General features: G+C 48.6%; 22 protein-coding genes. 15 read left to right on the top strand and 7 right to left on the bottom strand.

Translation table 11 applies throughout. From position 1 onward, the window contains the following. Positions 1-54: 54 nt before the first annotated feature. From pckA to LC084_RS17300, 5 genes are all read right to left on the bottom strand, one after another. Positions 55-1,671: a phosphoenolpyruvate carboxykinase (ATP) gene (gene pckA, locus LC084_RS17320; protein WP_226572415.1), complete on the bottom strand. Its 1,617-nt coding sequence runs from the start codon at positions 1,669-1,671 to the stop codon at positions 55-57. 332 nt (positions 1,672-2,003) lie between these two features. Continuing rightward, on the bottom strand, positions 2,004-2,882 hold the full coding sequence (hslO, locus tag LC084_RS17315) for an Hsp33 family molecular chaperone HslO (RefSeq protein ID WP_226572686.1): 879 nt from the start codon (positions 2,880-2,882) through the stop codon (positions 2,004-2,006). A 25-nt stretch (positions 2,883-2,907) separates the two neighbouring features. Then, positions 2,908-3,309, bottom strand: a complete 402-nt coding sequence (gene hslR / locus LC084_RS17310) for a ribosome-associated heat shock protein Hsp15 (RefSeq protein WP_226572414.1) — start codon at positions 3,307-3,309, stop codon at positions 2,908-2,910. Positions 3,310-3,320: 11 nt separating this feature from the next. Further along, entirely contained in the window at positions 3,321-3,989 is a 669-nt protein-coding gene (gene yrfG, locus LC084_RS17305; RefSeq protein WP_226572413.1) for a GMP/IMP nucleotidase, read from the bottom strand. A 58-nt stretch (positions 3,990-4,047) separates the two neighbouring features. After that, positions 4,048-6,183, bottom strand: coding sequence for an IgaA/UmoB family intracellular growth attenuator (locus tag LC084_RS17300; RefSeq protein WP_226572412.1), 2,136 nt, complete (start codon positions 6,181-6,183; stop codon positions 4,048-4,050). 335 nt (positions 6,184-6,518) lie between these two features. On the opposite strand from LC084_RS17300, the gene nudE reads away from it, so the two are divergent. After that, positions 6,519-7,079 carry an ADP compounds hydrolase NudE gene (gene nudE, locus LC084_RS17295; RefSeq protein WP_226572684.1) on the top strand — a complete coding sequence of 187 codons (561 nt, stop codon included), beginning with the start codon at positions 6,519-6,521 and terminating at the stop codon, positions 7,077-7,079. Between the two features lie 31 nt (positions 7,080-7,110). Here nudE and mrcA read toward each other — a convergent pair whose 3' ends face one another. Next, positions 7,111-9,660, bottom strand: coding sequence for a peptidoglycan glycosyltransferase/peptidoglycan DD-transpeptidase MrcA (gene mrcA, locus LC084_RS17290; RefSeq protein ID WP_226572411.1), 2,550 nt, complete (start codon positions 9,658-9,660; stop codon positions 7,111-7,113). Between the two features lie 117 nt (positions 9,661-9,777). On the opposite strand from mrcA, the gene LC084_RS17285 reads away from it, so the two are divergent. The 12 genes from LC084_RS17285 to trpS all read left to right on the top strand — a co-directional run bounded on the left by LC084_RS17285 (position 9,778) and on the right by trpS (position 19,748). Further along, a complete protein-coding gene (locus tag LC084_RS17285; RefSeq protein WP_226572410.1) occupies positions 9,778-10,596 on the top strand; it encodes a hypothetical protein in 819 nt (272 codons plus the stop codon). Next, on the top strand, positions 10,593-11,138 hold the full coding sequence (locus LC084_RS17280; protein ID WP_226572409.1) for a PilN domain-containing protein: 546 nt from the start codon (positions 10,593-10,595) through the stop codon (positions 11,136-11,138). Before LC084_RS17285 ends, LC084_RS17280 begins: the two co-directional genes overlap by 4 nt. Next, positions 11,122-11,655 (top strand): HofO family protein, encoded by a 534-nt coding sequence (locus LC084_RS17275; RefSeq protein WP_226572408.1) that lies wholly within the window; start codon positions 11,122-11,124, stop codon positions 11,653-11,655. The genes LC084_RS17280 and LC084_RS17275 overlap by 17 nt, the downstream gene beginning before the upstream one ends. Further along, on the top strand, positions 11,603-11,926 hold the full coding sequence (locus LC084_RS17270; RefSeq protein WP_226572407.1) for a HofP DNA utilization family protein: 324 nt from the start codon (positions 11,603-11,605) through the stop codon (positions 11,924-11,926). Before LC084_RS17275 ends, LC084_RS17270 begins: the two co-directional genes overlap by 53 nt. Continuing rightward, complete coding sequence (locus LC084_RS17265) at positions 11,923-13,137, top strand: secretin N-terminal domain-containing protein (RefSeq protein ID WP_226572406.1); 1,215 nt, start codon at positions 11,923-11,925, stop codon at positions 13,135-13,137. Before LC084_RS17270 ends, LC084_RS17265 begins: the two co-directional genes overlap by 4 nt. Before the next feature lie 302 nt (positions 13,138-13,439). After that, a complete protein-coding gene (aroK, locus tag LC084_RS17260; protein ID WP_036111171.1) occupies positions 13,440-13,961 on the top strand; it encodes a shikimate kinase AroK in 522 nt (173 codons plus the stop codon). Positions 13,962-14,021: 60 nt separating this feature from the next. Further along, on the top strand, positions 14,022-15,110 hold the full coding sequence (gene aroB, locus LC084_RS17255; protein ID WP_226572405.1) for a 3-dehydroquinate synthase: 1,089 nt from the start codon (positions 14,022-14,024) through the stop codon (positions 15,108-15,110). A 90-nt stretch (positions 15,111-15,200) separates the two neighbouring features. After that, positions 15,201-16,442, top strand: coding sequence for a cell division protein DamX (gene damX / locus LC084_RS17250; protein WP_226572404.1), 1,242 nt, complete (start codon positions 15,201-15,203; stop codon positions 16,440-16,442). A gap of 65 nt (positions 16,443-16,507) precedes the next feature. Further along, positions 16,508-17,323, top strand: coding sequence for an adenine-specific DNA-methyltransferase (gene dam / locus LC084_RS17245; protein WP_226572403.1), 816 nt, complete (start codon positions 16,508-16,510; stop codon positions 17,321-17,323). A 44-nt stretch (positions 17,324-17,367) separates the two neighbouring features. After that, positions 17,368-18,045: a ribulose-phosphate 3-epimerase gene (rpe, locus tag LC084_RS17240; protein WP_226572402.1), complete on the top strand. Its 678-nt coding sequence runs from the start codon at positions 17,368-17,370 to the stop codon at positions 18,043-18,045. Then, positions 18,038-18,739: a phosphoglycolate phosphatase gene (locus tag LC084_RS17235; RefSeq protein ID WP_226572401.1), complete on the top strand. Its 702-nt coding sequence runs from the start codon at positions 18,038-18,040 to the stop codon at positions 18,737-18,739. Before rpe ends, LC084_RS17235 begins: the two co-directional genes overlap by 8 nt. Before the next feature lie 4 nt (positions 18,740-18,743). Then, positions 18,744-19,748: a tryptophan--tRNA ligase gene (gene trpS, locus LC084_RS17230; protein ID WP_226572400.1), complete on the top strand. Its 1,005-nt coding sequence runs from the start codon at positions 18,744-18,746 to the stop codon at positions 19,746-19,748. 242 nt (positions 19,749-19,990) lie between these two features. Here trpS and cysG read toward each other — a convergent pair whose 3' ends face one another. Next, complete coding sequence (gene cysG, locus LC084_RS17225) at positions 19,991-21,367, bottom strand: siroheme synthase CysG (protein ID WP_226572399.1); 1,377 nt, start codon at positions 21,365-21,367, stop codon at positions 19,991-19,993. 309 nt (positions 21,368-21,676) lie between these two features. Between cysG and LC084_RS17220 the strand changes: the two genes are divergently transcribed. Further along, positions 21,677-22,993 (top strand): cytosine deaminase, encoded by a 1,317-nt coding sequence (locus LC084_RS17220; RefSeq protein ID WP_226572398.1) that lies wholly within the window; start codon positions 21,677-21,679, stop codon positions 22,991-22,993. Positions 22,994-23,266: 273 nt separating this feature from the next. Continuing rightward, the gene (gene ppiA / locus LC084_RS17215) at positions 23,267-23,839 is read left to right on the top strand and encodes a peptidylprolyl isomerase A (RefSeq protein WP_226572397.1); all 573 of its coding nucleotides are present in this window, start codon (positions 23,267-23,269) and stop codon (positions 23,837-23,839) included. Positions 23,840-23,895: the final 56 nt, after the last annotated feature.

Raw genomic sequence — 23,895 nt, 5'->3', positions numbered from 1 at the left:
GCCCGTGCATTTCACAATGCGCGGGCTTTTTGCTGTTGAGTATTTTAGTGCTGGTTACTTGGTTTGTGGCCCGGCGCTGACCAGTGCTGCCCCTGCTTGTGTATCTGTGTACTTTTCGAAGTTCTCGGTAAACAGCGTAGCAAGGTGCTGCGCTTTGTCTTTCCATTGCGCGGCAGTGGCCCAGGTGTTGCGTGGGTCAAGTATTGCGGTATTCACACCCGTTAATGCGACGGGTACAGCGAGATTGAAGACGGGTAGTGTGGTGGTTTCAGCGTTATCCAGTTCTCCACTAAGAATGGCATCAATAATTGCCCGGGTATCTTTGATTGAAATCCGTTTACCTGAGCCATTCCAGCCCGTATTCACCAGATATGCTTGTGCACCAGCTGCCTGCATACGTTTCACCAACACTTCTGCATATTGTGTGGGATGCAGAGTCAGGAATGCTGCGCCAAAACAGGCAGAGAATGTGGGCGTTGGTTCATCCACACCGCATTCAGTCCCGGCCAGTTTTGCGGTGAAACCAGAGAGAAAGTGGTATTGCGTTTGCTCGGCGGTCAGACGTGAAACCGGCGGCAACACACCAAATGCATCTGCAGTGAGGAAAATCACTTTAGTAGCATGGCCTGCTTTGGATACCGGTTTAACAATATTATCAATATGATAAATCGGGTAAGACACGCGGGTGTTTTCGGTTTTGCTGCCATCATCGAAATCAATGGTTCCATCTGCAGCGACGGTGACATTTTCCAGCAGAGCATCCCGGCGAATGGCTCGGTAAATGTCCGGCTCGGCTGCTTCTGACAACCGGATCGTTTTTGCGTAGCAACCCCCTTCGAAGTTGAATACGCCATCGTTATCCCAGCCATGCTCATCATCACCAATCAGGCGGCGTTTCGGGTCCGTAGACAAGGTAGTTTTACCCGTTCCGGATAAACCGAAGAAGACTGCGACATCGCCTTTTTCACCGACATTGGCAGAACAGTGCATGGAGGCAATATTTTTCAGTGGCAGCAGGTAGTTCATGATGGCAAACATCCCTTTTTTCATTTCGCCGCCATACCAGGTGCCACCAATTAACTGCATGCGTTCTGTCAGGTTGAATGCAATAAAGTTTTCTGAGTTCAGGCCTTGTGCCTGCCAGTTCGGGTTAGTGCATTTTGCGCCGTTCATTACGATGAAATCAGGTTCAAAATCATCCAGTTCTTCATCGTCTGGGCGGATAAACATGTTCTTGACGAAATGTGCCTGCCAGGCCACTTCAGTAATAAAGCGTACGCACAACCGGCTGTCCGGGTTGGCACCACAAAAGGCATCAACCACAAACAGGCGCTTTCCTGAAAGCTCTTCAGTAACGAGACCTTTCAGGTCTTGCCATACTTCGGGGGTGAGTGGATGGTTGTCATTTTTACCGTTGCCGTTATCAGACCACCATAACGTATCGCGGGTTGTATCGTCACGGACGATATATTTATCTTTTGGCGAGCGGCCAGTGAAAACACCGGTATCAACAGCGACGGCACCCAGATTTGTCAGTACGCCACGCTCGAATCCTTCCAGGGTTGGGTCGAGCTCTTCACGATACAAGGTATCGTAATCAGGGTTATACACCACTTCCACGACGTCATGAATACCATAAGCCTTCAGTTCTTGCGGGGTTAAAACGCGCATTTCACTTCTCCTTAGCCAGGATCTATTACTATAAATTGTAGGGTTATTAGCCGAATGTTGACCGCGACCAGCTTCATAGATTTACGTATCAACAGATTTGTTCGCAAATTATAAGATGTAGAGCAGGTATCGCTGTGGGGAGCATTATCGCAGGATTTTTTTATTAATGAATATAAGTGTTTTACAAATGTTATTGAAAAGTAGAAAAAAAAGCCTTTTTGGGATTGTAAACGCATACATCAATGTTGTCGCGGGGTGTTTTTTCGACAAAGTAGAGAAGCGGGCGACAGCAAAAAAGAAACAGCCCTGGAATTTTCCAGGGCTGCATTTACTTAGTGAATATGGGGATCTGCAGGATCAGCATTGGTGCGTATTTCTGCGATATCCATAGCGTTAAAGATGTAGTGGTTACCACAATAGTCACAGTGCATATCTATCTCACTATCTTCTTCAAGAATGGTATCGATTTCTTCCTGTGGCAATGTTTTGAGGGCCGCGGCACAGCGCTCACGGGAGCAACTGCAAGAGAAGCTGACATCCTGAGGTTCATACAGGGTGACTTCTTCTTCATGATACAAACGCCACAATACTTCCTGTGCAGGCAGTGACAGCAGCTCTTCGGCCTTGATTGTCTCGGTCAGTGTTGCCAGGTGAGTGAAGTCATCAGCCTGGGTATCCTGAGCCGGTAATACTTGCAGGAACATCCCACCAGCGGCTGGTTTGCCGTCTGATTCACCCAGGCGAATAAATAACCGAGTTGGCAATTGTTCCGAACGAACAAAATAGTCTTCCAGACACTCTGCGATGGTTTCGCCTTCCAGACCAACCACACCCTGATAGCGCTCACCTTCTTTCGGACTGATAGTAATCACCAGGTAACCATTACCTACCATTTCTTTCAGTGTAGCGCTGGCCGGGAAATCTTCGCTAAAGCGGGCGACACCACGCAGTTGCTGTTGGTTATTACCGTTGATAACAGCCAGGGACAACGGGCCATCACCTTGCAACTGAACGGTAATATCGCCTTCAAATTTCAGTGTGGCGGTAAGCAATGATGTGGCCACAAGCATCTCGCCGAGCAAATTTTGTACTGGTTGCGGGTAGTCGTGATTTGCCAGCATTTGCTGCCAGGTGTCTGAGACCGTTACCAGTTCGCCACGAACAGCGAAGTTTTCAAACAGGTAACGGTGCAATTGGTCGTGTTGAACCATACTTTCTCTCTCTTGCGTGCGGCGATTATTCATTGCCGCCGTATTTAAATTTCATCAAATCACGCCGCTCTTTTTTATCAGGGCGACGTTCAGGATGTGGCATCGTCAGTGAATTCATTTTACGAGCCAGTGCGATATTCTCGCGCTTCTCAATGCTTTCTGGTGTTTCTTCATACAACCCGGCAGCCTGCACTGCCGGGCCGCGCTTGTCTGTAATGCCTTTAATGATAACCGTACGCTGATCATTCCCTTGACGAATAACCAGGCAGGCATCCAGCTCGACAATTTTGCTCGGTTTGCTCCGCTGGCTGTTGTAGTGCACTTTCCCGCCTTCCACCATTTCCCTTGCAATAGCACGAGTTTTGTAAAAACGGGCAGCCCACAGCCATTTGTCCAGCCGCACACCTTCTGCGATTTTCTCTTTCATTTCACCCCCTTTCAGGATAGTGCCTGGAGTAGCTCCCGGTAGTCACTCGTTGCCGGATGACGGTGCCAGATTTTATCAGGTTGCCCTGAGTCAGGATTAATGACCCCAAGACAATAGCGAATGCCGAATTGTTTGGCGGCATCAAGGATAGGCTCGCTGTCATCAATGAACAGAGTACGCGCCGGGTCAAAACGGGTTTGCTCCTGGACTGCTTCCCACAGACGCTTGTCTTCTTTGGGATAACCAAATGTATGGGTGGAAAGTAATAAATCAAGCCAACGTTCTAAACCGGTATGCTCCAGTTTGACAGCAAGATTATACGGATGCGCATTGGTTAGCAGGATACGCCGCTTACCAGCCTCTTTTAGAGCCGATAAAAATGGCCCGGTATCATCCCTTAATGTTGCTCGTGGACCCATTTCCCTGGTCATGGCGCAAATATCGAGACCGAGTTCATTACTCCAGTAATCGAGACAATACCAGTTTAGCGTATGTTGTACGGCATGGTACTTCTGACGGATAAGTGCGTGTGCGTCTGCGAGAGGAATTCCCCTTTGTTGGCTGAGCGTTTCCGGCACCAGGTGTAACCAGAAATAGTTGTCAAATGCGAGGTCGAGTAAGGTGCCGTCCATATCCAACAGGACGGTATCGATATGTTGCCAGTCTATGTCGACGTGCATGGGGGCTCCCGAGTATTCACAATGGGCCACAGATTATCACAACCTGTGGCGTGAATACTCAGAACAAATGGGGAACGTCCGGGCCGGGAATAAGTTTCGGGTTAAGGCAGTTTTCGTACCAGGCCAGTATTTGAGCCAGACGACGACGGTGGCGGTAATAGCGAATTGCAGCCATGCTGCCGTTGTAGACTGAACTGATCACCATAGCGGCCAGTAATAACGACGTGAAAATATAACGCCACAGACTGGCACTGTCGGGCACGCTGTGAAGCATAACGTGCACCGTTCCATTCGCATCTGTCGACAACCCGGTAATAATGCCTTCTGCGTGGAATGGTGTGTGGGTCAGGGTTTCAGCCAGGTGTTGAAATACAGCCCACTGCTCTTGCGGCGGGTAATCATAGAGTGAAACGGGCGGATAAGGCTGGTCCACCAACTCAGAACCTTCATCGCTGATAATCAAAAAGCCACCTGGTGATGGGCTGTTAAGCGACAAGGCTGCCCGGGACGTTTCGCGCATGAAGAACGGTGCGGTGGATGTTGTCACCAGGTTTGACAGTGATTCTGCGCTGACCGGGCGAAGCAGAACATTAATTCCATCGAGTTTCCCGCTGTCTGCACGCTTAACCAGCGTTTCCCAGTCTTTAGTGTTCCCCAGATTTACTAGTGCATTTTTGAGACGAACACAATCATCATCCGAGGTACATAATGCCTGGGTTTTCTGCACGATATCAGCAAAATCGTCTACCAATACCATACCTGATTTTTGAATAGCAGAGGCCAGTTGCGGGTTTACCTTAGTATCGTCACCATCTTGTGGGTGAAGTTGGCGGTTGACTGTCTGCACCAGCGCACTGGCTTTTGTAACGATATCAGATTCTGGTGCTGGAAGCGGGGTGGCGTTGTTCCAGAAAATCTGTGAGCAATCAAATGGCCGGAAAGGCGTGTTATGGCGGGCTGACCAGTTATCGGTGGCCGAGACGCTACACATCCCGTCCCCAGAGAGTTGCACCGTATCGCCAACACGCAGATGGGCATTCTCCAGTTGAGACAATGTTGTCGCTTCCACGCTTTGTGCGCCTTTGAGCCAGGAAATCGTGAGCTTTATTGGCATGTCCAGGGGAACCCAGACAACCAGCATAATCACTACCACAAGAGCGCTGGCGCTAATTATCATGCTACGTAGCCAGTGCTGCAGAGGAAAGTTTTTAACTTCATCATGTAAAGATAAAAACCGCCCCTGGCGCACAACATGGCGGTCCAGGTAGATATCAATATCTGTTTTATGCCCCAGGTCCTGGCTGATAAAAGGCTGCCAGTGGGAAGGGTAAATCAGGTCAATGACACCGAGAGAAATATTATTTTGCTCCTGGTCGGATTCACCAAATAACCCCCAGCGTTTTGGGGTGCCGCGCAGGCAGTGAATTTCCCGCAAATTACTCTTGGCAGGTGGGATGCAAATACCATACAAACCACCCAATAGCAGGAGGGTGGCGCATCCTGCGAGCCAGGGAATAAACATTGATGGGATTAGCAAACACAGGTAGTACAGTAAAAATGCTGCACTGATCAGCAATGCTTCCCGTAAGTTATCCTGGTGCGACAGTGTGTACTCTTCACGTGTCTCTTCGCGGATATTTAATAACTCAATTTGTTCGCTCTCTTCGCCACGAATTGATGCTGTGCTACCAGAGAACTGATGTACCGCTCCACGGGATTCCTGACGGTAGTTTTTCAGTGTATGGCCATTGAGGCCAATCACCAGTGGCAGAGAGTCGGTAATAACTAAATCTACATTGTTATCATCGCTGATGTACTGTTCCCAAAAAGGCGGCAAGTGAACTTCAACGGAATCGAGATAGTAACGCCATTTGTTGGGGTCATCAGCAGTAAGCCCATAGCGAGTAATTGAGCGCACGACAGAATATACGGTGCGGCTTTTGGGGCCGAGCGACATGTTTACATGCCCGGTACTGGCACCACTGGGGCCTGGAAGTTGCTGATTGCGTGCCAGTGAGGAAAGATAATGCTCAATAGCTGAGCGTTCTTCTTCGCTGAGCTGGCGTGTTGTCGCACCACCCAATGCTTGCAACCAGGGGTAGCGAGAGTGCTGATGCTGCTTGTACCCGAACACCAACCCGACAATAGCCAGGCAGCCAAGTACTGCAGTGAAAAAAATCAACAAGGTGCTCATGCTATCCCCATCAAACCTTCAATTTCTGAATCAAGTACAGCAAACGGCAACCCTTCACTGATGATTTTAGTTAAGTGAATGATAATCGGCATTATTAATATATTTCTTTAGCTTTTTGGGTAGACATGCCGAAGGTAACTAAATGTTAGCAAAGCTTTATAAAGAGAAGTATCAGCAAATTCCTGGAAAGAATGCAATGCCTTGACATCATTCAAATCATCAAGATTTATGTTTTTCTGGTTGCACAATTGTGAAAAACAGGCAATTGGCAATTGCCCAAACATTGCCACGTGTCGCAAAATAGCATCAGGATTCCATATATGAAGCGTAGATTCATGAACAAACCACTACAAAAACCGCAAATACTGAATGTTGAAACCGTTGCCCGCTCCCGTTTATTTAATGTTGAGTCGGTTGATTTGGAATTCAGTAATGGGGTTCATCGTGTCTATGAACGCATGCGCCCATCTGAACGGGAAGCTGTGATGATAGTGCCTATCCTCGGCGATAAACTTGTGCTGATACGTGAGTATGCTGTTGGTACTGAATCTTACGAGCTGGGTTTCCCCAAAGGATTAATTGACCCTGGCGAAATGCCTTTTGATGCGGCAAACCGGGAATTGCAGGAAGAGGTGGGGTTTGGATCACACCAATTGAGCTTTCTTAAAAAAGTAACAATGGCTCCCTCTTATTTTTCCAGCAAAATGAATATTATTGTGGCGGAAAATTTATATGAATCATCACTGGAAGGTGATGAGCCGGAGCCTCTGGTACAAGAACTATGGCCGTTGGCTACGATGATGGATTTACTGAAGGATCCTGATTTCAGCGAAGCACGCAATATCAGTGCGTTATTTCTGGTGCGTGAATGGTTGAGTCAGCAGGGCCGCTTGTAATTGCCCCCTCCATCAGGAAGGGGCTGTGGTATCAGAAGAGTTCGTGAGTTTCACCATTATCAATGACGGTGGTGCCCACTTCATGTATTGCCTGGTGAGTGGGTTGTGTGCCATCAATAAAATATTCGTCCCGGCTATTACCACCACTGGCAAGCTGCCCTGTCGCGCGATCAATACGTACTGTAACAACGCCTGGCGGCGGAGTTAGAGGTTGTTCTGCTACGCCATCTAAAGCAGCTTTCATGTAATCATCCCAGGCCGGTTGGGCACTTTTAGCACCGCCTTCGTAACCAGAGATCTGATCTTTAATCGCACCAGATAGCGTCGTACGGCCAAGGTCACGGCGATGATCATCAAAGCCAATCCACACCGAGGTGACAACACCGGGGCCATAACCTGAGAACCAGGCATCTTTCGAGCTATTGGTTGTCCCTGTTTTCCCGCCAATATCATTACGTTTCAAGTCACGGGCTGCACGCCAGCCTGTTCCCATCCAACCGGGTTCACCGAAAATGTTAGAGTTCAGCGCACTTTTGATCAGGAAGGACAGCGGTGTACTGATGACATGAGGTGCATAAGCCTGAGACTCCACGGCTGATGCTTGCCCATTCACTTTTTCAAGCTCAGGCATGGGCACTGTGGCATTTTGCTGCTGAGCAGAAGTGGCGACATCTTCCATGTTCTGATTTTCCAGAACGTTCGATTTCGGTGTATCACCATAAATAACAGGTAGATTACAGTCGGCACAGGCAACCTGCGGCCTGGCTTCAAAAATCGTGTTGCCCTGTTCATCGTCGATTTTACTAATGAAGTAAGGATCAACCAGGAATCCACCGTTCGCCATCACGGCATAGCCACGAACCACCTGCAATGGCGTGAAAGAAGCTGAACCCAGTGCCAGAGATTCGGTGCGTACAATATTTTGTGAAGGGAAACCAAAGCGCTGCAGGTAATCGGCGGCGTAATCCACACCCATTGCACGCATAGCGCGAACCATCACTACGTTTTTCGACTGGCCTAAACCCTGGCGTAAACGAATTGGACCGTCATAAGTTGGTGGTGAGTTTTTTGGACTCCAGTCGGTACCAGCACCCGCGTCCCAACGAGAAATAGGCACATCGTTCAAAATACTGGCCAGCGTCAAACCCTTATCCATAGCAGCAGTGTACAGGAACGGCTTAATGTTCGAGCCTACCTGCCGTAGGGCCTGAGTAGCACGGTTGAATTTACTTTGGTAGAAATCAAACCCGCCAACCAGGGCCATTACTGCACCATCGTGTGGGTTGAGTGACACAAGAGCGGAGTTGACTGTGGGAACCTGAGCCAGCCACCAGTCATCACCCTGTTGCCGCACCCAGATTTGCTGGCCTGCTTGAAGAACATCCGTCACTTTACGTGGCGTGGCCCCTTGTTGGGTATCTGAACGCCAGGGTCTTGCCCAGCGAACCCCATCCATGGTTAAACGCACTGAGCTGCCATCTGCGAGCATCGCGACTGCCTCTGTTGGGGTGGCGCTGTTCACTATAGCCGGATGTAACGGGCCATAGTTAGGTAGCGTGCGCAGCAGTGTAATCTCTTTTTGGGTATCCCAGGGCGTTTCGCCAATACGCCACAACACTGTTTCTGGGCCACGGTAGCCATGGCGCATGTCGTAATTAATGACATTGGTGCGCAAAGCATCCTGGGCAGCTTGCTGTAAGCGACGGGTAACAGTGGTATAGACCTTGTAACCATCGGTATAGGCATTATCGCCATAGCGACGAACCATTTCCTGACGAACCATTTCAGACAAATAAGGCGCAGAAAAGGCAATTTTGGGGCCATGATAATTGGCTTCTATCGGCTGTGTGACGGCATCGTTATATTGTGCCTGGGTAATATACCCCTCACTCAGCATACGGCTCAAAACCACATTGCGACGGGCTGTCGCGCGATCTAAGGAATAAAGCGGGTTGAATGTGGAAGGGGCTTTAGGTAACCCGGCAATGACTGCCATTTCACTTAATGTTAGCTGGCTGACATTTTTACCAAAGTAAACCTGAGCCGCTGCACCCACCCCATAAGCACGGTAACCGAGATAAATCTTGTTGAGATAAAGTTCAAGGATTTCATCTTTACTCAGCAATTGTTCAATACGGATAGCCAAAAACGCTTCTTTTATTTTTCGGTCCAGCGTTTTTTCCGGGCTCAGGAAGAAGTTACGGGCAAGCTGCTGTGTAATAGTACTGGCCCCTTGGGATGCATGCCCAGAGAACAGCGCTACGCTTGCTGCACGAAAAATCCCCACAGGATCAATGCCGTGGTGCTCATAGAAGCGACTGTCTTCTGTCGCTATAAACGCTTTCACTAATTCCGGTGGAATTTGGTCCAGACGCAACGGTATACGCCGTTTTTCACCGAATTGTGCAATGAGTTCACCATCGGCGCTGTATACCTGCATAGGTGTCTGGAGTTTGACATCTTTGAGGGTCGCAACATCAGGCAACTGCGGCTCTATGTATTTGTATAAGCCATAAATCGAGCCAGCACCCAATAAAATGCAAGCAATAACAAAGAACAATAAATACTTTACGAACTTCACTGAGCTTTTCTCATCTGGTTTCTGTTGGGCAGTTTATAAACAACCGGGCGGTAGTATAAAGGCATCAAGAGCGGTTTGATATGCCATTTTTACTTTTAAGTCAGGGAGGAAGATGAGATGCGTCCAGCAGCGCGGTGGCAGGTGGGGGTCGATATTCAGCAAGACAGGCTCCTGGCAGTGGCGGTTCAACACCGGCGTTATGGTTGGCAATTGCGCGGTTGGTGGGAATGGCTTTTGCCCCATCATTCACAAGATGATGCGCAACTGCCGCCAGAATCTGATGTTGTCTCAGCATTAGTGGCATTACGGAAAACACTGCCTGGTGGCTACCGCTTGCGGGTTGGAATACCCACCGGGCGCACACTTCAACAGCAACTGGCATTACCTGCTATGGCACTGAGTGATGCAGAAACGCATCGTTATATAGGGCAAATGGCTGCCCAACAATTGGATATGCCTGTCAGTCAATTGTGTTGGGATTATGGTGTCCATTCTGGAAGCCAGCTTGCCTGTGTAACCACAGCTCCGGCAGAAGAAGTATCGCGTTTGCAGAGGTATTTCACCCAAAGCCGGTGTCAGCTTGCAGCAATCACTCCTGATGCGCTGGCGTTGGCCCCTTATCGAATTCAGCAGGCAGACAGCGTCTGGGTAATATACAGAGGACAGCAAGACTGGCTTTGGTATGGCCCACAGCAATGGGGAGCGCGGTGTTCTGATGTAGCGGGAATAGGAGGGTTATTGGAACGCTTAGGTTGCCCGATGACAAATGCCCTTGTGTGTGGGTCACAAACGGCGATATTGGTGCAACCCGAAGATCAACCACAAGAGAAACTGGATCCCTATAGTGTACTTCAGCTAGTTGCACCTCCTCTTCCTGAGGATATTGGCCCATTTGTCATCGCTCTTGGCCTTGCGTTGGGGAGTTATCCAGCATGAAAGACCCGGTCAACTTCTTGCCCTGGCGAGCACAACAGCGGAAATTTTTGCTATATCGGTGGGGGCGATACACGCTTATTGCATTGTGCTGTGAAGGTATTGCTCTCGCCCTCGTTGTTTTACCTTTGCATGCCAGACTCCGCATGCAAACGGATATAGTCACTCCATTCAGTATGTTATCTCACCACCAGCAACATGCCGTAGCTGAACTTGAAACAGCGCTTATGCAGTTAGAAAAAGCTCGAATCGGCCATGAGGTTGTGAAAAAGCGCAAGCAACAACTACAACACTGGCAGCAGAGCCTTGCATACCTGAGCGGCCAATTACCGGAGGATATCTGGCTAATTGGGCTGGGTATGCAACACAGTACCGTGTCGATTGAAGGGGTTGGTTTATCAGCAGAAGGTGCTTTGGCCAGTGAAACAGTCTTTGCGGCATGGCCAGGGTTTCACCAGTTAAAAGTTACTCATATCACTCAGCGTAATGGTGAGATTCACTTTGGTTTTACTTTGCAGGGTGAAAAGGATGACGTTGATAGTTGAACACTGGCTGGTACTTACCCGCTTCAGGAAGGCTGTGTTGTGGATTGTATTAATGGCCGTTTGTGCTGGGCTTGGTTGGCTGGTTTTGGTTGTGCCAGTAAAACAGAAAATCTCAGATTCTGGCGCTCAATTACATCTTATGCGCACCCAATGGCGGCAACAACAAGCTTATTGGGTTCAGCTGAGGCAGAAAGTCACTGCTCTGGAGGCTCTGCACTTGTGTATAAACCAGCCTGCGACTGCTTTTTCTGCCCAGAGATTTACCCGTGATGCAGGCGGGCAATTATTAGCCTGGGGAATGCAAGGGGATGACGGTAAAGCTGAGTTGAGTTTGTCTTTGCCATGGGAAGGCGTTTTGCACTTGTTTCCTGCACTAGCAGGTGAACCTGTTAGGTTATCAGGGTTTTATCTACAAGCGGGTGAAAATGAACATGTAAATGTGAAGCTTGAGTTGGAGATAATAGATGCGTCAGATAATGCTGTTGGTGTTATGGGTGCCTGCTCTGGTCAGCAGTGAGTTACGAAATCCATTTGTATCGTTATCAACAAAATGTACATCAGATTTAGCGGGTACCTGGCGTTTTATGGGCGTGGTGCATCAGGGACACATATTACAAGGAATTATCAATTCTGGGCGTGGGAAGTGGATGCGGGTAGTCGCTGGCGATGAACTTGAAGAGGGTTGGCTCATTGGCTCGGTTTCTGAGCATCAAATCGTATTGCGCCAGGTAGAAGGGTGCCCGGCTCAGGAACATATTTTATTACTTCCAGGGAGGGAGAAAGAATGAAAGCATGGTGGGTAGGCTTGTCATTTATGTGGTCAGCCTGGTGTTTTGCCAGGCCTGTTTCGTTGGTTGTTGATCAAGTACCCGTGGCACAGGTGTTACAAGCCCTTGCTGAGGGCAGGCAGCTTAACGTTGTTATTGCACAAGGAGGAGACCGGACGATTTCATTACGCCTGGTTGATGTTCCGTGGGAGCAGGCACTGGCTGTAGTGCTTGAAATAGCGGAGCTGGAAGGGAAAGTACAGGGAAATATTTTGCGTATCAATACGCTTGAGTGGGCGAATCAGCAGCGGCAGGCCGCGCTGGCAGAGAAAGCACAAAAGCAGGCTCGTCAGCCACAACAACAGGCGGTTGTTTCTGTACGGCATGCTGATGTTGAAGGGGTTGCGGCCGCCATCCGTGAGTTGGCGGATAACGGGCTGTCGGCTACCGGGTCAATGGTGGTAGATAAACGTACCAGCAGGCTGATGTTAAATGATACGCAGCTGGCTTTGGCCCGAATACTGGCGTTTGTTGAGTTACTGGATTTGCCCTTAGGGCAGGTTGAACTGGCGGCACATATTGTCACCATTAATCAGCAGAGTTTGCAGGAGCTGGGTGTTAAGTGGCAAGGGAATTCACGGCAGGTTTCCGGTACTGCGGAGTTAGGTGTTACGGGGAATAGCACTAGTCTGGGTTTTAATATAGGCCGGGTAGACAGTAATTTATTGGCTATGGAATTGTCTGCCCTGGAACAACGCCAGCAACTGGACATTATTGCCCGACCACGCCTGATTACAGCGCATCAGCAGCCAGCCAGTATTAAACAAGGAAGTGAAATTCCTTATCAGACCTCTGGTACCGATTCTTCAGCAGCCACTATTGAGTTTAAAGAGGCTGTGTTGGGGCTTGAGGTCACCCCTGTTGTTCTGCCGGATAAACGTGTACGCCTGAATTTACGTATCACTCAGAATGCCCCCGGCCAGGTTCTGCAGCGTGCTGAAGGTGACGTGATGGCTATTGATAAACAGGAAATAGAAACCAGGATTGATGTCCGTCACGGTGATACCATAGTGCTGGGCGGTATTTTTCAGCATAAACAACGTGATGGTGTAGCACAGGTTCCTTTTTTGGGGGCAATTCCATTGATTGGTAGTTTATTCCGCCATCAAATAAAAGAAGATGAGCGTCGGGAGTTGGTTGTTTTTATCACGACTCATCTGGCAGAAATCTGACAAATAAAAGATGTATACAAATAAGTTTAGTTAAACCTGTCATGGTGTTTGACCTGAGGCTGGAATTATCATACAAGATGTACCGGTTTTAGGTGGGGCCGGGCCGCTTCAGGCTCAGGGCTTGTTCTGGGGATATCCGCGAAGTAATAATTTATTCGGTTGCCAAACCACCTTGAGTGTTGAGATAATTTTTAGTCTGACTCTCGCACTATAGCATAAGAGGTTTCAGTTCATTTCCTGCCGTGCCCGGACGTTGCATGGTGGGTTTATCATTAACGAATTGTCTTAGTAGTACCGAAAAAATGGCAGAGAAACGCAATATCTTTCTGGTTGGGCCTATGGGTGCCGGCAAAAGCACTATTGGGCGGCAATTGGCTCAACAGCTCAATATGGAATTTTTCGATTCCGATCAAGAAATTGAGAAACGTACTGGAGCCGATGTCGGTTGGGTTTTTGACGTTGAAGGCGAACAGGGTTTTCGCGAGCGCGAAGAAAAAATTATCAATGAGCTGACCGAAAAGCAGGGTATTGTCCTGGCTACGGGCGGCGGGTCTGTGAAATCTCGTGAAACGCGTAATCGCCTCTCTGCGCGCGGTGTCGTGGTGTATTTGGAAACCACCATTGAAAAACAACTTGCGCGTACGCAACGTGACAAAAAACGTCCGTTACTCCAGGTGGACATGCCCCCTCGGGAAGTTCTCGAAGCTTTAGCGGATGAGCGCAATCCTCTGTATGAAGAGATTGCCGATGTTGTTATTCGTACAGATGATCAAAGTGCGAAGGTTGTTGCTAACCAAATAATTAATATGCTGGAAAGTAACTAATTTCAGCTTGATGTGAACGTAGCCCGTCTGGGGTAATACACGACAAAAGGTAACAGCGTCATGGAAAGGTTAACGGTGACATTAGGGGAGCGTAGCTACCCGATTACCATCGCATCAGGGTTATTTAATGAACCCGACTCCTTCTGGCCCCTGAAATCAGGTGAGCAAGTGATGCTTGTGACAAATGAAACCCTGGCGCCACTCTACCTTGAACGGGTTCGGCGTGTGCTTGAACAGTCTGGGGTGAAGGTTGATGTCGTTATTCTGCCAGATGGCGAGCAGTATAAAAGCCTGTCAGTACTCGACTCTGTATTTACGGCGTTACTTGAAAAACCCCATGGGCGAGATACCACTTTAGTGGCCCTGGGGGGCGGTGTAATTGGCGATTTAACCGGTTTTGCTGCTGCCAGTTATCAGCGTGGTGTCCGTTTTATTCAGGTACCTACAACGTTGCTTTCCCAGGTCGACTCATCAGTTGGTGGTAAAACGGCTGTAAACCATCCCCTTGGAAAAAATATGATTGGCGCGTTTTATCAGCCAGCGTCAGTTGTCATTGATATCGATTGCCTGAAAACTTTACCCCCCAGAGAGTTATCGTCCGGTCTCGCTGAAGTAATTAAATACGGGATTATTCTGGATGCTGATTTCTTCAACTGGCTGGAGAATAACCTGGATGCTTTAGTGGCTTTGGAGCCTGCGGCGATGTCTTACTGTATTCGCCGTTGCTGTGAGCTGAAAGCCGAGGTTGTTGCTGCTGATGAGCGTGAAAGCGGTCAGCGTGCTTTACTTAACCTTGGTCATACTTTCGGGCACGCCATTGAAGCAGAAATGGGGTACGGAAACTGGTTGCATGGTGAAGCAGTTTCTGCGGGAATGGTGATGGCTGCTCGTACAGCTCAGCGTTTAGGGCAGTTTAGTGAAACAGATACAGTACGCATCATTACACTCCTGAAGCGTGCAGGGTTGCCAGTAACAGGCCCGGAAAGCATGGAGCCGGCTGCATATATGCCGCATATGATGCGGGACAAGAAAGTTCTGGCGGGAGAATTACGCCTGGTTCTTCCGTTGGCTATTGGTAAAAGTGAAGTTCGGGCAGGCGTTTCGCACGACCTTGTTCTCAGTGCTATTACAGATTGCCTTCAGGCGTGATTACAAAGACATGAGATTAGCCACCTTGGGTGGCTTTTAACTTCGGGCGAATGGGGTATTAACACTCTTCGCCTTTGAATGGGGTGTTAAATGGATGAATTAAAACCGGAAGACGGTCTGAAACCAGATCCCAGCGACCGTCATCCTGGCCGCTCACGCCAGTCTGCAGACTACGACAATGAGCCAAGTTTCAACATGGATGATGTAGATATTGATGCAGACGAGCGCCGTCCATCGCGTTCACGCCGTGGTAACGATGAGCAGGAGTATGAAGAGGTTGGTGAAAGCGAGGAGCAATCCACGCGTCGTCCGCCTAAGCGTAAAAAAGTTAAATCTGCTCCTTCTAAAGGCCCGGTTTCACGCCAGCATATTATGATGGGGGTTGGGATACTGGTTCTGCTGGTGCTGATTTTGGGGATTGGTTCAGCATTGCAATCGCCTAAGTCACCTGGTGATTCATCCACTTCAGCCGCTTCTGGCGGTGAGAAAAGTATTGATCTTTCCGGTTCTGCTTCACAGGAAAATAATACGCCTGCTCCTGTAGCGGACAATAATGGTCAGGTTGCTCAAGGCAACAATGCGCCGCAAGAAATTTCAGTCCCGCCAGTTTCATCAACACCTTCTCAGGCTATTGAACCCGCTCAACCAGCCAATGATGCGGAACAACGTGTGAATGTGCCGGGCGACCTCAATACCGCTCTGACTCAACAACAAGGGCAAATTAATAATGTTGTTGAGAGTTCAACCCTGCCGACAGAGCCTGCAACTGTTGCTCCTGTGAACGGTAAATCTTCCACTGCGACCGCTCCGGAACACGCCTCTCGCCATAACGAACCGGCAAAAACACGCCGGGAGGTGGTGATTGCGCCTGCTCATCCGGCTAAAACAAAAACAGTAAGAACGGAAGAGCCTGCACCGGTGAAAACCCGTGAACCTGCTCCGGTCGTGAAGAAAACAGAGCCTGTTCGCTCTGCACCAGCTACACAGGAACCGGTTGCTACGGCAAAAACCACACCTGCGCCAGTTGTGTCTTCTGGTAGCTCTATTGGCAATATCAATGCCCTGAAGTCAGCGCCGGGCAGCCATTACACTTTGCAACTAAGCAGTTCGTCTAACGAGACAAACTTGTCAAACTGGGCTAAAAAAGAACAGCTTAAAGATTATGTGGTGTACAAAACAACGCGTAATGGCCAACCCTGGTATGTCCTGGTGAGTGGTATTTACGCTAATCGTGATGATGCGAAACGCGCAGTATCATCGCTCCCGGCTGATGTACAGGCGAAAAATCCCTGGACCAAACCCATTCATCAGGTTCAGGCTGATCTGAAATAGTGTATAAAGCGCAGGATGCTGTCGGAGCTTCTCCACAGCGGGAGAAGGTAATTTAGTCATACAGCATGAAAAAACATCGCGCTTTTTTGAAGTGGGCAGGGGGCAAATACCCCCTGCTCGATGACATTAAACGTCATCTCCCCGAAGGCGAATACCTGATTGAGCCCTTTGTCGGGGCTGGGTCTGTCTTCCTGAACACAGAGTATTCTCGCTATCTCCTCGCCGATATCAACAGCGATCTGATTAGTTTGTACAACATCGTTAAGACACGTACAGAGGAGTATGTCACTGAGGCAAAAGTTTTTTTTGTTCCAGAAAATAACTGTGCAGAACGTTATTACATGCTACGTGATACGTTTAACAACAGTACGGACCCATTCCAGCGGGCATTACTTTTTTTGTATCTGAACCGCCATGGGTACAATGGTTTATGTCGATACAATCTGCGCGGTGAATTTAACGTTCCCTTCGGTCGTTACCGGAAACCGTATTTTCCCGAAGAGGAATTGTTTCTGTTTGCGGAAAAAGCCCAGCGGGCTCAGTTTGTCTGCGAGTCTTATGACTGCAGCATGGCTAAGGCAGTAAAAGGTGCGGTAATCTATTGTGATCCGCCTTATGCACCTTTGTCAGAAACGGCAAACTTCACGGCATATCACACCAACAGTTTTAATGCGGAACAACAACAGCATTTGGCTTGTCTGGCTGAAAAGTTGCGGCAAAAACGCATTCCTGTGTTGATCTCTAATCATGACACAACATTGACGCGGGAATGGTACAGGCTGGCAAGTACGTTGTTGCCTGTAAAAGTCCGGCGCAGCATCAGCAGTAACGGCGGCACGCGCAAGAAAGTAGACGAACTTCTGGCACTCTATAACGTCTGAGCCATTTCGCTGCCGCATAATGCATTTTAAAAATGGAGACGCGGATGACACAGTATCTCATTGCCCCTTCAATTTTGTCGGCGGATTTTGCCCGTCTTGGCGAAGACACCGCAAGAGCCTTGTCTGCTGGCGCAGATGTGGTTCATTTTGACGTGATGGATAATCACTATGTGCCTAACCTGACTATTGGGCCGATGGTGTTGAAGTCACTGCGTCAGTACGGAATTACGGCTCCCATTGATGTCCATTTGATGGTGAAGCCTGTTGACCGGTTAATCCCGGATTTCGCGGCGGCAGGGGCCAGCATTATTACGTTTCACCCTGAAGCCTCAGAACACATCGATCGCACCTTACAACTTATCAAAGAACAGGGTTGTAAATCCGGGATGGTGTTTAATCCAGCCACACCGCTCAGTTACCTTGACTATGTAATGGATAAACTGGATGTCATCTTGTTGATGTCTGTGAATCCGGGGTTCGGCGGCCAGTCCTTTATTCCACAGACGCTGGATAAGTTGCGTGAGGTGCGCCAGCGTATTGATGCTTCTGGTTATGATATTCGCCTGGAAGTGGATGGTGGCGTTAAAGTCGATAATATTGGTGAGATAGCGGCAGCAGGCGCAGATATGTTTGTTGCTGGCTCTGCAATATTTGGGCAACCAGACTACAAGCAAGTTATTGACTTAATGCGTGAAGAACTGGGAAAAGTTAGCCATGGGTAAGCTTGAAGGTATTAAAGGTATCGCATTTGACCTTGATGGTACGTTGATAGACAGCGCACCTGGCCTGACTGACGCTATTGATAGCGCATTGTATGCGCTTGAGTTACCCGCAGCAGGTGAAGACCGCGTGACAACCTGGATTGGTAACGGCGCGGATATTCTGGTTGAACGTGCGCTTACCTGGGCTTTGAAAGATAAAGTACCTCAGCATGGGCAGAAAGGTATGCTGCGGCGCCTGTTTGATTCGTATTATGCGCAGTATGCAGAGGAAGGAAGTTATTTATTCCCGGCTGTTGCTGATACGTTGAAAACCTTGCATGCGAACGGAATTAAAATGGCGATAGTGACGAATAAACCTACGCCATTTGTCCGGCCTATTCTGGAAACGCTGGGTATTGCTGATTATTTTAGTCTGGTGATTGGTGGCGATGATGTCGCCGCTAAAAAACCGCACCCAGCACCACTTTACCTGGTTCTGGGTAAACTGGGTTTGTACCCTCATGAATTATTTTTTGTGGGGGATTCACGCAATGATATTCAGGCAGCAAAAGCCGCTAATGTCAGCGTCGCTGGCATGACATATGGTTACAACTATGGTGAATCGATCACGTTAAGTCAGCCGGACTTTGTTTGTGATCGTTTCAGTGATCTCCTGCCCATTATTGGGCTCCCGCACAATGACAATCAGGAATGAAAAAATGAGTAAGCCCATCGTTTTTAGTGGTGCGCAGCCATCAGGTGAATTGACTATTGGTAATTATATGGGTGCACTGCGTCAGTGGGTGAACATGCAGGATGATTACCACTGTATCTATTGTATTGTGGATCTGCACGCCATTACGGCTCGTCAGGATCCTGAGAAACTGCGCAAAGCGACACTCGATACCCTGGCTCTGTACCTTGCTTGTGGAATTGATCCGGAAAAAAGCACCATTTTTGTTCAGTCGCATGTGCCGGAACATGCACAGTTGGGTTGGGCATTGAACTGCTATACCTACTTTGGCGAACTGAGCCGTATGACGCAGTTTAAAGATAAATCTGCTCGTTATGCTGAAAACATCAATGCTGGTCTGTTTGATTATCCGGTACTGATGGCAGCTGATATTTTGCTTTACCAAACCAACCAGGTCCCGGTTGGTGAAGATCAGAAACAGCATCTCGAATTGAGCCGCGATATCGCGCAGCGCTTTAATGCGATTTATGGTGATGTGTTTAAAGTACCGGAACCTTTTATTCCTAAATCTGGCGCTCGTGTTATGTCACTGCTTGAGCCGGGCAAAAAAATGTCCAAGTCCGATGATAACCGCAACAATGTGATCGGATTGCTGGAAGATCCTAAATCAGTAGTTAAGAAGATCAAACGTGCGGTAACTGACTCTGACGAGCCGCCTGTTGTTCGTTATGACGTTGCCAACAAAGCTGGTGTATCTAACTTGCTGGATATTTTGTCTGCTGTCACCGGCCAAAGTATTCCTGAGCTGGAACAACACTTTGAAGGCAAAATGTATGGGCACCTCAAAGGTGAAGTTGCCGATGCCGTTTCAGGTATGTTGAGCGAGCTTCAGGAGCGTTTCCACCGTTATCGCAATGATGAAGCTTTCTTGCAGCAAATTATGAGAGATGGGGCGAAGAAAGCGCAGGCTCAGGCCGCTGAGACTCTGAAGAAAGTATACGAAGCGATTGGTTTCGTTGCTAAGCCTTGATTCTGCTGGTTTGGTGTTAAAAGCAGGCTGATTACATCACGATGGTGTTAAGCGGTTTGCTATCAGCCTGAAGCCCCCATTTTGGGGGCTTTTAATTGATGAAAAGCAGGAAAAGCGTGGTTCCCCTGCTTTTTAATTAGCAGCAGAAAACCAATGAATGGTTTTTATTGGGTAACATCCTCTCGCTTTGCGTGGCCATGGGGTTTGTCATCAGCCTCTGGCTCCCATAGCGAGGCCTTTGTTTAATGGTTGCTGAACCAGTTCAATTTTTCCCGTAACCCAACGACACGCCCAACAATAATCAGGCTTGGGCTCTGTACCTGTTGTGCCAGCTCAGCCAGTTGATCCAATGTGCCTTGTACAACTTTCTGCGTTGTTGCTGTCCCGTTCTCTACCAGAGCGCATGGGGTTTCGGCAGGCATACCGCAGGCACGCAAGTTTTGTTCAATAGCTGGAGCCTGATTCAGACCCATGTAAAAGACCAGTGTTTGTTTCTCTGCAGCAAGGCTTACCCAGTCCAGTTCTTCTCCACTGGATTTAAGGTGCCCGGTAACCAGGCGGACACTTTGCGCATAATTACGGTGAGTCAGTGGAATACCTGAGTAGGCAGAACAACCAGAGGCTGCTGTAATTCCCGGAACAACTGAAAAAGGAATACCTGCTTCACATAATGTTTCCAGCTCCTCGCCACCTCGCCCAAAAATAAACGGGTCGCCACCTTTTAATCTGACTACACGTTTGCCACTCTGTGCTTCCCTCAGCAATATTTGGTTAATTTCTTCCTGTGGAACGCAGTGGTAGCCTGCGCGTTTGCCTACAAACACTCGGTCTGCGTCACGGCGCACCAGTTTCATCACATCATCAGAAACCAGCCTGTCGTACACGACAATATCGGCTTGCTGAATTTGTTGTAATCCTTTGAGTGTGAGAAGCCCTGCATCACCAGGACCTGCACCCACCAGAACAACTTCACCTTGATTATCCAATGGGGTGGAGAACAGCGTTTCGGTTTGTGAATGAATAGCCGTATGGTCATTATTTGCTAAAGACTGTGCCAGGCGGTCATTGGCAAACAATTTTTCCCAAAAACGGCGCCGCTCAGCCATTGTTGCAAAGGTATCTTTGACTCGCTGGCGCAACTGACCGGCAAAGTGAGCAACTTTACCCAGGTGCTGAGGTAATACGGCCTCAAGTTTTTCACGCAGTAATCTGGCAAGTACAGGCGCTGTACCGCCGGAAGAGACGGCCACCATGATGGGGGAGCGGTCAATAATAGACGGCATAATAAAAGAGGCACGCTTAGGGGCATCAACAACATTACAAAAACGCTTACGCAGTTCAGCTTCATGGCTGACTTGCTGGTTTGTTTGGTCATCATCTGTTGCGGCAATGACTAACCAACAGTCGTCCATTAAGGCGGGGGAAAAATCGCCTTTAACCAGAGTTAACTGCTGGTGCTCTGCCCAGACGGTGAACTGTGGGGTAAATTCCCGAGCATTGACGATGACATTGGCACCTGCATCCATCAGTAGCCTGGCTTTCCGCTCAGCAACATCGCCTCCGCCAACCAGCAGGCAAGAGCGGTTTCTCAGCTCACAAAAAATAGGCAAATAATCCACAGCAGTTCCTCGTTCTTTCCGCTTGTGCGGGGCAGTGCGATAAGCATTTTTGACAGTCAGGCGAAGACTATCTCATAGCTGTACAAAAGCGTACAGATCCTTGCTCTTCCTGTTATCTTGCATGCAGGTTGCCTTGCCAGGTGTTTGGCAACTTGTTGCTGGCCTTTTCAGTAATAATCCTGTTTCGCATGAAGTTATAAGGATCCATGGTTGTGCGGCATAGCGAATATGTGTTGTGCCTGTAATCGCCAGGCATGATAACTTCATATCTACTATCTGTTTTTCAATATGCATTCATCCGGAGGGTATATGGCACCAGCCACGTTTTGGTTCATTCAGGATGTTCGACTACCCGGGCGAGACGGTTTGTGGCAAATCACTATTGAAAACGGACGGTTTGGGGCTATCACCCCCATGGTAGAAACCCGTGCGCATGAAAGCTACGATGTGCTGAACGCCCATGGTGGGCTTGCTCTGCCTCCTTTTGTGGAGCCACATATTCACCTCGATACAACGCAAACTGCAGGTGAGCCTTCCTGGAATATTTCTGGAACCTTATTTGAAGGTATTGAGCGCTGGGCCGAGCGCAAAGCGAGCTTGACCCACGAGGATGTAAAAGCTCGTGCGTGGAAGACATTGAAATGGCAGATGGCAAATGGGATCCAGTATGTTCGCAGCCATGTGGATGTCTCGGACCCTGGCCTGGTAGCGCTGAAAGCCATGTTGGAAGTGAAGCAAGAAGTTGCGCCCTGGATTGATTTGCAGTTAGTAGCATTCCCGCAAGAAGGTATTCTTTCTTATCCCAACGGTGCATCTTTGCTTGAAGAGGCGCTGGTAATGGGGGCTGATGTGGTTGGTGCTATTCCTCATTTTGAATTCACCCGTGAGTACGGCGTGGAGTCGTTACATATCGCCTTTGCGCTGGCAGAGAAGTATGACAGGAAACTGGATATTCATTGCGACGAAATCGATGATGAACAATCTCGTTTTGTGGAAACAGTGGCTGCTCTGGCACTCAAGATGGGGATGAAAGATCGCGTTACTGCAAGCCATACGACGGCGATGCACAGCTACAATGGCGCTTATACTTCCCGTTTGTTCCGATTGCTGAAGTTATCCGAAATTAATTTCGTGGCAAATCCGCTGGTAAATATTCATTTGCAGGGCCGTTTCGATAGTTACCCGCGTCGCCGTGGGATAACGCGAGTGAAAGAGATGCTTGAAGCGGGCATTAATGTTTGTTTCGGGCATGATGATGTGTTTGATCCATGGTACCCATTGGGGACAGGCAACATGTTGCAGGTGTTGCATATGGGGCTGCATGTTTGCCAGTTGATGGGGTACCCGCAAATTGATGAAGGTATTCGCCTGATTACGGAGAACAGTGCCCGAACAATGGGTATTGATGATTACGGTATCGTTGAAGGCAACCCTGCGAACATGATAATACTTCCTGCTCAAAGCGGTTTTGACGCACTGCGACGTCAGGTGCCGGTTCGCTGGTCTATTCGCCACGGCCGTATCATTACCACAACACAACCTGCTCAAACTTGGGTGCAAGTGGATAACGGTGGTGAACTGGTTGATTTTTCTCAGGTTGGTAAGCCAGCCGGGCCTGTCGATTAATCCTGGTTTTCATTTATTCAGAGTGGCAAAGCATGATGTTTTTATTGTGTACGCAATGTGCAGTCACCAGCAAGCCAGTTGTATTTATTATTAAATAAAATCAATGTATTGATTTTTATTGATGGAACAAACTTTACAAGCAAGACCCTGTTTTAGGCTAGCTCTGGGGTATGTATTCTGTTACGTAAAAAAGAGTAAATGGCTGGCTTGTCGGCAAGTGGCTCTTTAGAATCGTTCCATTGCATTTTTTATTGCTTGTAAAGGAAACCATTCATGCTGAAATCGACTCTGGCGGCTGTGACGGCTGTTTTTGCCCTGACTTCGATTTCCTCTTCCGCGCTCGCTGCGAAAGGGGATCCTCATGTGCTGCTGACAACATCGGCCGGGAATATCGAGCTAGTGCTGGATAGCGAAAAAGCGCCGGTGACGGTGAAAAATTTTGTGGATTATGTCAACAATGGCTTCTACAACAACACTATTTTCCATCGTGTTATTCCTGGATTTATGATTCAGGGCGGTGGGTTTAATGTAGATATGACACAAAAACCCACTAATCCGCCTATCAAGAACGAAGCAGACAATGGATTACGTAATACGCGTGGTTCTATCGCTATGGCGAGAACAGCAGATAAAGACAGCGCAACCAGCCAGTTTTTTATCAATGTGGCGGATAATGCATTTTTAAACCATGGCCAGCGTGATTACGGGTATGCTGTGTTTGGCAAGGTGGTGAAAGGCATGGATGTCGCGGATAAAATCGCTCAGGTACCCACCCATAATGTTGGCCCTTACCAAAATGTTCCTTCTAAGCCTGTTGTAATCCTCTCAGCTAAAGTGCTGCCATAACTTTTTGGTGCGAAGCGGGGGAAATGACCTGCTTCGCCTCTTCAATTTTTTTCTGC

Origin of the sequence: Mangrovibacter yixingensis (assembly GCF_020523985.1) — a bacterium.
In the GTDB taxonomy this organism is placed as follows: domain Bacteria; phylum Pseudomonadota; class Gammaproteobacteria; order Enterobacterales; family Enterobacteriaceae; genus Mangrovibacter; species Mangrovibacter yixingensis.
The sequence above is the reverse complement of the archived record's forward strand: the minus strand, read 5'-3'. Positions and strand labels throughout refer to the sequence as shown.

What these genes read in the sequence shown, in the direction of transcription:
- pckA (WP_226572415.1), bottom strand. Translation starts at nt 1,671, where the DNA reads ATGCGCGTTTTAACCCCGCAAGAACTGAAGGCTTATGGTATTCATGAC.
- hslO (WP_226572686.1), bottom strand. Translation starts at nt 2,882, where the DNA reads ATGGTTCAACACGACCAATTGCACCGTTACCTGTTTGAAAACTTCGCT.
- hslR (WP_226572414.1), bottom strand. Translation starts at nt 3,309, where the DNA reads ATGAAAGAGAAAATCGCAGAAGGTGTGCGGCTGGACAAATGGCTGTGG.
- yrfG (WP_226572413.1), bottom strand. Translation starts at nt 3,989, where the DNA reads ATGCACGTCGACATAGACTGGCAACATATCGATACCGTCCTGTTGGAT.
- LC084_RS17300 (WP_226572412.1), bottom strand. Translation starts at nt 6,183, where the DNA reads ATGAGCACCTTGTTGATTTTTTTCACTGCAGTACTTGGCTGCCTGGCT.
- nudE (WP_226572684.1), top strand. Translation starts at nt 6,519, where the DNA reads ATGAACAAACCACTACAAAAACCGCAAATACTGAATGTTGAAACCGTT.
- LC084_RS17285 (WP_226572410.1), top strand. Translation starts at nt 9,778, where the DNA reads ATGCGTCCAGCAGCGCGGTGGCAGGTGGGGGTCGATATTCAGCAAGAC.
- LC084_RS17280 (WP_226572409.1), top strand. Translation starts at nt 10,593, where the DNA reads ATGAAAGACCCGGTCAACTTCTTGCCCTGGCGAGCACAACAGCGGAAA.
- LC084_RS17275 (WP_226572408.1), top strand. Translation starts at nt 11,122, where the DNA reads ATGACGTTGATAGTTGAACACTGGCTGGTACTTACCCGCTTCAGGAAG.
- LC084_RS17270 (WP_226572407.1), top strand. Translation starts at nt 11,603, where the DNA reads ATGCGTCAGATAATGCTGTTGGTGTTATGGGTGCCTGCTCTGGTCAGC.
- LC084_RS17265 (WP_226572406.1), top strand. Translation starts at nt 11,923, where the DNA reads ATGAAAGCATGGTGGGTAGGCTTGTCATTTATGTGGTCAGCCTGGTGT.
- aroK (WP_036111171.1), top strand. Translation starts at nt 13,440, where the DNA reads ATGGCAGAGAAACGCAATATCTTTCTGGTTGGGCCTATGGGTGCCGGC.
- aroB (WP_226572405.1), top strand. Translation starts at nt 14,022, where the DNA reads ATGGAAAGGTTAACGGTGACATTAGGGGAGCGTAGCTACCCGATTACC.
- damX (WP_226572404.1), top strand. Translation starts at nt 15,201, where the DNA reads ATGGATGAATTAAAACCGGAAGACGGTCTGAAACCAGATCCCAGCGAC.
- dam (WP_226572403.1), top strand. Translation starts at nt 16,508, where the DNA reads ATGAAAAAACATCGCGCTTTTTTGAAGTGGGCAGGGGGCAAATACCCC.
- rpe (WP_226572402.1), top strand. Translation starts at nt 17,368, where the DNA reads ATGACACAGTATCTCATTGCCCCTTCAATTTTGTCGGCGGATTTTGCC.
- LC084_RS17235 (WP_226572401.1), top strand. Translation starts at nt 18,038, where the DNA reads ATGGGTAAGCTTGAAGGTATTAAAGGTATCGCATTTGACCTTGATGGT.
- trpS (WP_226572400.1), top strand. Translation starts at nt 18,744, where the DNA reads ATGAGTAAGCCCATCGTTTTTAGTGGTGCGCAGCCATCAGGTGAATTG.
- LC084_RS17220 (WP_226572398.1), top strand. Translation starts at nt 21,677, where the DNA reads ATGGCACCAGCCACGTTTTGGTTCATTCAGGATGTTCGACTACCCGGG.
- ppiA (WP_226572397.1), top strand. Translation starts at nt 23,267, where the DNA reads ATGCTGAAATCGACTCTGGCGGCTGTGACGGCTGTTTTTGCCCTGACT.